General features: G+C 43.1%; 10 protein-coding genes. 7 read left to right on the plus strand and 3 right to left on the minus strand.

Going from position 1 to position 10,245, the window contains the following annotated elements:
- Positions 1–79: 79 nt before the first annotated feature.
- Both MSWHS_RS15015 and MSWHS_RS15020 read left to right on the plus strand, forming a co-directional pair.
- Positions 80–1,015 carry a nucleoside recognition domain-containing protein gene (locus tag MSWHS_RS15015; RefSeq protein WP_048159331.1) on the plus strand — a complete coding sequence of 312 codons (936 nt, stop codon included), beginning with the start codon at positions 80–82 and terminating at the stop codon, positions 1,013–1,015.
- 15 nt (positions 1,016–1,030) lie between these two features.
- Positions 1,031–1,375, plus strand: coding sequence for a BadF/BadG/BcrA/BcrD ATPase family protein (locus MSWHS_RS15020; protein WP_048128889.1), 345 nt, complete (start codon positions 1,031–1,033; stop codon positions 1,373–1,375).
- Between the two features lie 273 nt (positions 1,376–1,648).
- Here MSWHS_RS15020 and MSWHS_RS15025 read toward each other — a convergent pair whose 3' ends face one another.
- The 3 genes from MSWHS_RS15025 to tnpA all read right to left on the minus strand — a co-directional run bounded on the left by MSWHS_RS15025 (position 1,649) and on the right by tnpA (position 3,302).
- Positions 1,649–2,248, minus strand: a complete 600-nt coding sequence (locus MSWHS_RS15025) for a class I SAM-dependent methyltransferase (RefSeq protein WP_048159334.1) — start codon at positions 2,246–2,248, stop codon at positions 1,649–1,651.
- Between the two features lie 98 nt (positions 2,249–2,346).
- A complete protein-coding gene (locus MSWHS_RS15030) occupies positions 2,347–2,790 on the minus strand; it encodes a hypothetical protein (protein ID WP_048159335.1) in 444 nt (147 codons plus the stop codon).
- A gap of 107 nt (positions 2,791–2,897) precedes the next feature.
- Complete coding sequence (tnpA, locus tag MSWHS_RS15035) at positions 2,898–3,302, minus strand: IS200/IS605 family transposase (protein WP_156151249.1); 405 nt, start codon at positions 3,300–3,302, stop codon at positions 2,898–2,900.
- A 37-nt stretch (positions 3,303–3,339) separates the two neighbouring features.
- Here tnpA and tnpB point away from each other — a divergent pair, with 37 nt between their 5' ends.
- The 5 genes from tnpB (at position 3,340) to MSWHS_RS15055 (ending at position 10,146) form a co-directional block, all read left to right on the plus strand.
- Complete coding sequence (gene tnpB, locus MSWHS_RS15040) at positions 3,340–4,452, plus strand: IS200/IS605 family element RNA-guided endonuclease TnpB (protein WP_048159338.1); 1,113 nt, start codon at positions 3,340–3,342, stop codon at positions 4,450–4,452.
- A gap of 422 nt (positions 4,453–4,874) precedes the next feature.
- Positions 4,875–6,350: an argininosuccinate lyase gene (gene argH, locus MSWHS_RS15045; RefSeq protein WP_048128881.1), complete on the plus strand. Its 1,476-nt coding sequence runs from the start codon at positions 4,875–4,877 to the stop codon at positions 6,348–6,350.
- A 202-nt stretch (positions 6,351–6,552) separates the two neighbouring features.
- Entirely contained in the window at positions 6,553–7,827 is a 1,275-nt protein-coding gene (gene gatD, locus MSWHS_RS15050; protein ID WP_048128879.1) for a Glu-tRNA(Gln) amidotransferase subunit GatD, read from the plus strand.
- A gap of 402 nt (positions 7,828–8,229) precedes the next feature.
- Positions 8,230–8,388 carry a symporter small accessory protein gene (locus MSWHS_RS21065; protein ID WP_197073955.1) on the plus strand — a complete coding sequence of 53 codons (159 nt, stop codon included), beginning with the start codon at positions 8,230–8,232 and terminating at the stop codon, positions 8,386–8,388.
- Between the two features lie 99 nt (positions 8,389–8,487).
- Positions 8,488–10,146: a sodium:solute symporter gene (locus MSWHS_RS15055; protein ID WP_048128877.1), complete on the plus strand. Its 1,659-nt coding sequence runs from the start codon at positions 8,488–8,490 to the stop codon at positions 10,144–10,146.
- The last annotated feature ends 99 nt before the right edge of the window (positions 10,147–10,245 follow it).

A 10,245-nucleotide genomic window follows, 5' to 3' on the forward strand; every position in this document is an offset into this window, starting at 1 on the left:
CCATCTGTTTTGTCGTTGAAAAAAGGATTATGAATTATTTTAGATAAATTAATAAACTTTGATACTTAAATACCATTTAATGTTACCCGCCGCCCTCACACACTCGGCTGAGTACCTTTTAAAAACAGGTCCCTCAATAATTATTGGAGTTGTCCTTGCCGAACTTCTGGTAAGCCTCGGCTGGTTCTATAAATTTGATTTCCTGGTAAGGCCGATTACTAACTACGCCCATCTCAGAAAAGAATGCGGAGTAGGTTTTCTTACCGCTTTTGCGTCCACTTCCTCGGCCAATGCTTCACTTAAAAGCATGTACGATGGAGGAATCATAAAAGAAGACGAACTGATCATAGCTTCCGTTTTGAACTCTTTTCCTGCAATTGTCATGCACTGGAGAACCCTGCTTCCGATACTTGTCCCCCTGCTCGGGACAACAGGGATCATTTACGTAGGCCTGATAACCCTCGTAGGACTTGTAAAAACCCTGATAGTACTTATTGTCGGGCATTTCCTGCTTGAAGAAAAAGAAGTACGTTTTGAAGACTTTGAAAAGAAAGAACCTCCGGCATTAAAAATAGCTTTTAAAGAAAGCCTCGGGCCTTCGAAGAAAACCATAATCAGGATATTCAAAGTAATGATCCCGGTAACCGTGCTGGTTTTTATTCTGACGGACCTTGGAGTCTTTGACACCCTTGGCTCATATCTGGAACCTATCTCGGCTTATCTGCCTGTACCTGTCGAAGGGCTTCCGGTAATTGCAGCCCTTTTTGCAAGCCACCTTGCAGCCTACACGCTTGCATCAAACCTCATGGAACAGGGAATATTAAGCGGAATAGAAGTCATAATTGTCCTCCTTGTAGGCAATATCGTTACAAGCCTCGGGACATTGAGAATTTATATCCCGCATTACGTGGGGATCTTCGGCCCCAAAATAGGGATGAAAACCATTCTGATTTCCCAGACCCTCAGGATCTTTGTAATGGTGGGGATCACAGGGGTCATTTTAATGGTGTTTTAAAAAGAAAATAAGTTGATGAAGGAGAAAACTGCCAGTTTTATCGCTTCTTTCCATTTCATATCAAAAATTCCTTCGTTTGTGTTTGCCGAGTCCGAGGTTATATCTCTCCGGGTGAAAGGTTTTAAAAAAGAGGATATTGCGGCAGAACTCATCGAAAGTATCGCCAGAAGGGTTGCGGTTATGGTCCGGCAGGTAGGGGTAAAACAGAATGTGGCTTTCGTGGGCAGCGTTGCAAAAAAACCAGGCATGAAGGTATTTCTGGAAAAAGAACTGGGCATCTCACTCTACGTGCCTACCGAGCCGCAGATCACGGGAGCAATTGGGGCTGCGACCTGTATGGAATCAGGAAAAACTGAGTAAATCCTATTTTGCTAATTAGAGAATATGAATTTGTGATATTTCTGATATAGAATATTCTTGCCAGGATCAATTACTGGTGCCCGTTTATTAATCGATTAATTAATCTTAAAAGTTCCTTTGTTTTCAGCCATTAACGTTTTTCAGGATTGTATTCATAACCAGAAACTTGACCGGCTACTCAAAAAGAGATTAAAAGAAGCAAATTTTTAGTTACAAAATAAGTTATACAACTCAACTACAACTCAACTGCCAATAAGACAATAAAAGAACTTTTTACGGTTTTGCCCGGATTTTCCTGAAAACGTCCTTAAATGCCAGTCTTTTTGCCTCCAGTACGATGAAGCCGGCTTCTTCTATATTCTTCAGGGTATGTCGGGTCGTATGATCTCCAAACAGAAAAAACAGAAAAGGATTGATCAGATCCTCAAAAAGAGCGATAACAGGATTACTGCTGTGCATATGCTCAAGGGCCATAAGCTCACCCGAGGGTTTCAGGACGCGCCTCATTTCTTCAAGAGCTTTCAGAGGATCAGGGATTGTGCAGAGGACAAAAGTCGTGACCACGTAATCGAAGCTGTTGTCCGGAAATTCCAGGTACTCGGCATCCATAAGGAGAAGAGTGATATTTTGCATGCCCCCGGCTTTCTCCCGGGCTTTTTCAAGCATCCCTGCACTGTTATCGATTCCAGTTAAAAAACAGCCTGCAGGATAGTATTTCAGGTTTCTTCCGGTTCCCACTCCGACTTCCAGAACTTTTCCGCTCAGGCCTGAAAGTATCTCTGTCCTCCATCTCCGGAAAAAGAGATATTCCAGAGGCAAATCTATCAGCTCATAGATTGGTGAGATTCGGTTGTACTTTGAGGCGGCGGACATTAAACGAATTTACGTTTTCCTTACGATTAGCTTTTTTGGATATGCAGGAAGCTTATACATCAGGATAAGTATCCTCAATTAGGGGGTGCATGATGGAATTATTTCCGGACATATCTTCTCTTCAGGCACACCACTGCTAATAATCCAACAACCATAGGGATAGCTGCAAATCCCGGAGACTTCTGTTCCTCGGTTGTGTTACTTACTGGCATTTCCGTAGTTGACTGTTCCGGAGTTACATTGTCTGATGGTTCAGTTACGTTTATGGGTGTTTCAGGCACAATTCCTGATGTGATTTGTGGATGATCGTCAGGGTTTCCGGGAAAATTCAAGGCTTTGATCTCAACCAGATTCGTAAATCTGTCCCCATCCGAATCAAGATTTTCGATTGCTGCGAAATTTCTCCCACTTCCTAAATATGCTCTACCATAAGGATTTACGGCTTCCCCATTATGACAGGTAGGGCATGAATCAAGCCTTGTGCCTGCAGTTTCATAATGCTGATTGAAAGATGTCAAAAAATTGGGTTTAGCTGATGCCATTGGTGCCCCTATCAAAGCTACCACTGCTAACAACAATATAATAATTAGTTTATATGAAGAAGCGTAAAACCCCTGAGTCTTTAGCTCAGGGGATATAAGCGTCAACTTCAACCCTGATTCCGTATGTAATATTCTGCCGCCTCTTTACTCACATTTCCGATAGTAAACGCAAAATAACCATCACTCCATAACGTATTCTCACCCCAATAATACTTTTTCAGATATTCTTTTTGAGTTTTCCATAACCTGTTAGTATATTCTTGTTTCAATTTTCTGACAATTGACAAAACGCTAACTTTCGGCTCACTCTTGATCAAGAAATGAATATGGTCTTTGTCAGTTTCCATTTCAAGGATTTCAAAGTTAGACTCTTTTGAAATGTCAATCATAATCTGTTTGAGTTCTTCGCTAATTGGTTCAAGTATGACTTTTTGGTATTTGCAAACAAAAATAACATGATACATTAACAAAAATTTGCTATGATTCCGTGTTTCATACTTCACATTTACCAAAAAGTACGTATATTGTTAAAACATATAATGCCTTTGTATGATGCAAGCGTTCAAATTTAGACTCTATTCTACAACTACACAAGCTATTCAATTGAATCAGCATATAGGTAGCTGTAGATTTGTCTATAATTGGGCACTTGACCAGAAAATTAAAACTTATGAGCAGACAGGGGAATCAATTTCCAGATTTGACTTAAACAAATTAATTCCTACTCTAAAGGCTTCTAATGAGTGGTTAGGAGAAGTTAACTCTCAATCATTACAGGGGATGACTAAGCAGGTTGAATCCGCTTTCACTAGATTCTTTAGAGAGAAAACAGGGTTTCCAAAGTTCAAATCAAAAAAGAATCCGATACAGTCTTTCCCTGTACCTCAACACTACACTGTAAACTTTGAAAATAATACTATCAAGCTTCCTAAAATAGAACCAATTAAAGCAGTTCTTCACAGGAAGTTTGAAGGAGAGCCTAAAACGGCTACGGTATCAAGGACATGTAAAGGACATTACTACATCAGTATCCTTGTTGAAGATGGAAAAGAACTTCCAGTAAAGGAAGCTTTCACAGAATCAACAACAGTAGGAATTGATGTAGGTATCAAAGACTTTGCTGTCCTTTCAACAGGAGAAAAGGTTGAGAATCCAAAGTACTTGAAAAACTCTCTTAAAAGGCTCAAAGTATTACAGAAAAGAGTCTCAAGGAAACAGAAAGGCTCTAAGAACAGGGCAAAAGCTAAACGAAGACTTGCTGTACTGCATGACAAAATAACAAATCAGAGAAATGACTTCCAGAACAAACTCTCTTTTAGACTTGTTAGCGAAAACCAAGCTGTAGCTCTGGAAACTCTAAATGTTAAAGGCATGGTTAAGAATCATCACTTAGCACAGGCTATAAGTGATTCTGCGTGGAGTAGTTTTGTAACAAAGTTGGAATATAAGGCTCAATGGTTTGGAAAAACCGTCCTGAGAATAGGACAATTTGAACCCTCTTCTAAGCTATGTAGTGTGTGTGGATACCACAATAAAGAGCTTCAGCTAAAAGACAGAGAATGGATTTGTCCAGACTGTAAAACCAAACACCATAGAGACATTAATGCCGCTATCAATATCAAAAAATTCGCTCTCATAGATCAGAATCTAATTGGATTATGACACCGTAGGGACTACGGGGATGAGCTTGGGGACTTGCCCTCAATAGAGGGAGGAATGAACCAAGAAGCCACTCAGTCTTTAGCTGAGTGGTAGTTCACGAATAAGAGAAAAATTAGTGAATTACTGATTCTGACGTAAAGTACTGATTCTGACATTTTTGCAAAAATAGCAAAAACCTGCATTATTCACTTACCTTACAGGAAACTCCCTGAAAACCGATTCATATTTAAGTATTTGGAAATAATATCACGCTGCGGATTTTATACGTCTTGTATGCCTGCAAATTAAGAATGGGATAGAGACCTCATACAAGCTCACAATATCATTTATCCCACAGAATCATTATTACATAAAGACTCTCACAATAAAAATTTACTTTACAATTATACAGAGGAACTTTACAATTATACAGAGGATTCCCGATGAGCAACATTTTACGCAGAGGCAGGCTTGAAGCTGCCCCGGACGAAGAAATTTTACGTTACACCTCCTCTATGGAGGCTGATAGGTGGATTTTTAATGCAGATATAGCAGTGGACCTTGCACATACGGTAATGCTGAGAGAGCAGGGGATTATAAATGAGGAGGACTGCAGCAAAATCCTTAGCGGGCTTTTGAAGATAAGGGAAGAAGGAATGGAAAAGCTCGACTTCAGCTACGAGGATATACACATCTCTCTTGAGTCCAGGCTCATCGATATGGTTGGGGAAGATGTGGGAGGCAGGATGCATTCCGGGCGCTCGAGAAACGATGAGGTTGCGACCTGCATCAGGCTGACTCTGAGAGAAGAACTTACCGGACTGCTCGAAGAGATCTTTGCCCTCAGGAAAACCCTTGTCACTCTTGCAGGAAAACACACTGAAACCCTCATGCCTGGCTTCACTCACCTTCAGCATGCCCAGCCGACAACCCTTGCCCATCACCTATGTGCCCACGAAGCGGCTCTAGGCAGGGACTTTGACCGGGTTTTAGACGCCTTTTCCAGGGTTAACCTCTGTCCGCTCGGGGCTGCTGCATTTGCTTCTACGGGCTTTGACCTGAACAGGAAACGGACTCAGGAACTCCTGGGCTTTGATGGACTGCTGGAAAATTCAATGGATGCGGTCAGTAGCAGGGATTTCCTTATTGAATGCGCCTCGGTGTTTTCAAACCTCATGATAAACCTGAGCCGGATGACTGAAGAACTTGTAATCTGGTCTTCGTCCGAGTTCAATTTTATTGAACTGGATGACACATACGCCTCCACTTCTTCGATTATGCCCCAGAAGAAAAATCCGGATACTGCAGAATTAATGCGCGGGAAAACGGGAGTGGCTGTAGGAGCACTTATGTCCCTGCTTACTATCTGCAAAGGCCTGCCTCTGAGTTATAACCGCGACCTTCAGGAAGCAACCCCCAATATATGGCGTTCGGTAGAAACTGCCAGGATATCGGCAAGGGTAATGGAGGGAATGGTAAGGACCATGAAAATCCATACTGATGTGCTTGCAGCCCAATCCATTACAGGTTTTACAACGGCTACCGAACTTGCAGATACCTTTGTAAGAGAAACCGGGATTCCTTTCAGAACTGCCCACCAGATTGTCGGGATACTTGCAAAGGAAATGGAAAAACCCACTATGGAAAAAATCGACTCAGTGGCTGAATTTGTGCTTGGAGAGTCGCTTTCAAGCAGGGGATTGACAGAATATATGGTAAAGGAAGCTCTTAACCCGGTCTCTAACATAAAGAGAAGAAAGATTGTGGGAGGACCTGCTCCGGAAGAAATGCAGCATTATCTTGGAAAGCGGCAGACGGAACTTGAACTGAACGAGCAGGAGATTACAACTCTCAAAGATTCAATCGACTCGGCTTTTGAAACCTTGCTTGAAGTCGTCGATGAATACAGGAAGATCTGAATCATATTGAGCTAAAAGTAAAAAGCACATTCAAGCAAATTCATAACACATTTTATTTCGAAAATCCATTTAATTTGAGAGCACATTTAATTTCAAAAACCTATTTAGTTTCAATAACGCATCTAACTTTAATATTATTTAGACCTCTTAGTATCACGCAAATTATACAGCATCTCAAAAATCAGCAGAAAAGGGATTATTCATGGAATTCAAACAGGGCGATTGGGTACGGATTGAAAGGAACGGTACAGTCTATGAAGGCAAAGTAATGCCTTCCATGGAAGGATATATCACAATAAAAATGAAAAGCGGTTATAACGCCGGTTTTTCCATTGATAAGGTCAAGATTACCCTTCTGGAAAATAACGGAGAAACTGCAAATGGAAGCAGAAACGGCGTAAAAGAATGTAGAAAAAGCGGGGAAAAACTTCCCGAACCCGGGAAAAAGCTCCCGAAAATCGCAATCCTTTCTACGGGCGGGACGATTGCCAGCAAGATCGACTACCGTACAGGTGCGGTCACATCCCAGTTTACTGCTGATGATATTCTCGCCGCAATCCCGGAACTTAAGGAAATTGCGGATTTTAAAGGAAGGGTAATCTCAAGCATCCTCTCCGAAAACATGGACTCTGATTCCTGGCAAAACCTCGCGAAAGCCGTTGTCGAAGAAATAGAAGCCGGAGCTGATGGAGTAATCATCACTCATGGGACAGATACAATGATGTACTCGGCTGCAGCCCTGTCCTTTATGATAGAAACGCCTGTACCTATTGTTTTCGTGGGCTCCCAGAGAAGTGCAGACCGGCCGAGCAGCGACAACGCCATGAACGCAATCTGTGCAGCCCGGGTTGCTATAAGCGAAATTGCCGAAATTGTAGTGGTTATGCACGGCACAACTTCTGATGATTTCTGTGAAATCCACCGTGGAACGAAAGTCAGGAAGATGCATACCTCCCGCAGGGACGCTTTCAAGTCCGTAAACTCCCTTCCGATAGGGACTATAGACTACAGTACAGGAGAAATAAAGACTTTTATTGACTATACTCGACGTGGAGAAAAGCCCCTCAAATTCAAGCCGGGAATGGAATCGAAGTGTGCCATTGTGAAGTTCACTCCGGGAGCAGATCCGGCAGTACTTGATTATTATATCAGTAAAGGCTACAGAGGGCTTGTTATTGAGGGCACGGGACTTGGTCACGTTTCCACAAAATGGATTCCCATGCTCCAGAAGGCAGTGGATGCAAAAATGCCTGTAATAGTCACATCCCAGTGCCTTAACGGCAGGATCTGCGACCGCGTCTATGATACAGGTCGCGATATGCTGAAAGTGGGTGCAATTGAAGGAGAAGATACTTTGCCTGAAACCTCCCTCGTCAAACTGATGTGGGTGCTCGGCCAGACCGATGACTTCGAAAAAGCAGTTGATATGCTCAGGGAAGATCTCAGTGGGGAAATTACTGGGTGTACATTAAAGTAAGACGAAATTCCTTAAAATAATCCTCAAAAAAAGAAGATGAGCCCCTAAAGGGGTTCACCTACAATCTATCTATCTCTTCTTCCTTCAAAGTCTTTTCTTTCACCTGCTCCCAAATTCATAATTGGGTTCATAGTTACATGTCTTACATCTGCTCCCAAATTCATAATTGGGTTCATTAGTTACATGTTAGTTGTGTTCCAGTTAATATCCGGGCCTGGTTCTTTATAGAATGAATCAGATTCGGTGTGGTATGAAATTACATTCCTTAACAGTACACCTTACATTTACTCCTATCTTAAATTTCTCTGGACAATATGTTTAAATAACAAAAAGAGCTTATGTACCATGTTAACAAGTGTCATGTCAACCAGTGGCAAAAGATTAAATCGGAAGGTGTAATAGATGTTAGGAATCGACGATCCACAGATCTGGCTTGCATATATTTTTTGTATATTAAGTGCTCTCGGATGTATGGTTTACGGGGCATTGAACTGGAAGGGCGGAGACGAAGAGCAGACAGTGAAAAGTGGTACTCCAAAAGCAGCGGTTCAGGAACAGTAAACTGCACCGGAAACCGAAGCTTAAAGTACCTTTTATATCAGACTTTTTTTGAAATGTCTGCGAAAAAACAGCAACTTAAACTCTTCAGGAATGATTTTGATGGCAGTCAGTACTTCAACTCTTATTCTGTTTGTTTTCATTTATCTTGCGTGCACTTTCTACGTTGCCCGCCTGGGGTATAAGAAGAATTCCCAGGTCGATGGGTATATGCTCGCGGGCCGAAAGGTGCACCCGGCAGTTATGGCTATCTCCTATGGAGCTGCATTTATCAGCACTTCTGCGATAATAGGGTTTGGAGGAGTAGCCGCTTCACTGGGAATGGGGCTTCTATGGCTAGTCTTTATGAACATCTTTTTCGGCATCTTCATCGCCTTCGTGGTTTTTGGCCCTCGAACCCGGCGTATGGGGCTGAACCTGGGGTCCATAACTTACCCTGAGTTTATAGGGAAACGCTTCCAGTCCAGGTTTATCCAGGGCTTTTCCGGGCTTTTAATAGCAATTTTCATGCCTCTTTACGCTGCAAGCGTGCTCATAGGGGCCGGAAGGTTCCTTGAGACCACACTTGGAATCAATTACAACCTTGCTCTCCTGATCTTTACTATAATCATTGCTTCTTATGTGATTAAAGGCGGACTCTTATCAGTGATGTACGTGGATGCCATGCAGGGCACTCTAATGTTACTGGGAATGGCTTTTCTTCTGGTGTTCACCTACAGCAAACTGGGAGGAGTTGTAGGAGCTCACCAGGCTCTTACTGACATGACAAGCCTTGTTCCTCAAGCCCTTGTTGACCAGGGGCACATGGGCTGGACTGCAATGCCGGCTTTCAATTCTCCTATCTGGTGGACAATGGTTTCCACAATCACCCTGGGAGTCGGGATAGGGGTGCTTGCACAGCCACAGCTCGCAGTCAGGTTCATGACGGTAAAAGACGACCGCTCCCTGAAAAGAGCAGTCCTTGTTGGAGGACCTTTTATCCTGATGATGGCAGGAGTCGCATATGTCGTGGGAGCTCTTTCCAACGTCTACTTTTACAGGACTACAGGCATGATTTCCCTTCAGGTTGCAGGCGGGAACACTGACCTTATAATACCCCAATTCCTGAACCAGGCAATGCCCGAGACTTTTGTCGCACTCTTCATGCTCAGCCTGCTCGCAGCTGCGATGTCTACTGCAGCTGCCCAGTTCCACACAATGGGCACATCTATAGGGCACGATTTCTACCAGCAGGGTCTTATGAACGGCAAGTCCGGGGGAACAGCCGTCCACGCTACGAAGTTAGGGATTGCCTTTACCATCCTGGCATCGGTTGCTCTGGCTTACATCCTTCCAGTAAGCATCATCGCAAGAGCTACTGCCATGTTCATGGGTCTGTGTACGTCAGCTTTTCTGCCCATCTACATGGGGGCACTGTTCTGGAAGCGCACATCAAAAGCCGGAGCGACTGCGAGTCTTGTTGTAGGATCATTGAGCAGCCTGTTCTGGCTGGTCTTTGTACATGCAAAAGAAGCCGTGCCTCTCAAGATCTGCCTGGCAATCTTCGGAAAGGAAACTTTACTTACCGGCACCTGGCCCCTCGTGGACCCGATTCTGGTTGCAACTCCACTCTCCTTCCTTACCTTGATTGTGGTAAGCCTCATGACAGTCCCGCCTTCAGCCGAATTCTTGAAGAAGGCTTACAGGCTCAGGTTTGAAGACGAAGAAGAGGAAATATCGGAGCCAGCGTCATACAAGGCAGTTGAATCAACAGGCGTTTAAACCTGTTCCTTTTTTAAAAATCAAGCGCATTTTTATGCGCGTATTTTTTTTCCTTCCTTTCTATTTATTATAATTAACAAAAAATATCACGTATCAGGT

Source organism: Methanosarcina sp. WWM596, assembly GCF_000969965.1.
Classification (GTDB): domain Archaea; phylum Halobacteriota; class Methanosarcinia; order Methanosarcinales; family Methanosarcinaceae; genus Methanosarcina.

Coding starts and splice junctions, on each gene's coding strand:
- MSWHS_RS15015 (WP_048159331.1), top strand. CDS start 80: ATGTTACCCGCCGCCCTCACACACTCGGCTGAGTACCTTTTAAAAACA.
- MSWHS_RS15020 (WP_048128889.1), top strand. CDS start 1,031: ATGAAGGAGAAAACTGCCAGTTTTATCGCTTCTTTCCATTTCATATCA.
- MSWHS_RS15025 (WP_048159334.1), bottom strand. CDS start 2,248: ATGTCCGCCGCCTCAAAGTACAACCGAATCTCACCAATCTATGAGCTG.
- MSWHS_RS15030 (WP_048159335.1), bottom strand. CDS start 2,790: ATGGCATCAGCTAAACCCAATTTTTTGACATCTTTCAATCAGCATTAT.
- tnpB (WP_048159338.1), top strand. CDS start 3,340: ATGATGCAAGCGTTCAAATTTAGACTCTATTCTACAACTACACAAGCT.
- argH (WP_048128881.1), top strand. CDS start 4,875: ATGAGCAACATTTTACGCAGAGGCAGGCTTGAAGCTGCCCCGGACGAA.
- gatD (WP_048128879.1), top strand. CDS start 6,553: ATGGAATTCAAACAGGGCGATTGGGTACGGATTGAAAGGAACGGTACA.
- MSWHS_RS21065 (WP_197073955.1), top strand. CDS start 8,230: ATGTTAGGAATCGACGATCCACAGATCTGGCTTGCATATATTTTTTGT.
- MSWHS_RS15055 (WP_048128877.1), top strand. CDS start 8,488: ATGGCAGTCAGTACTTCAACTCTTATTCTGTTTGTTTTCATTTATCTT.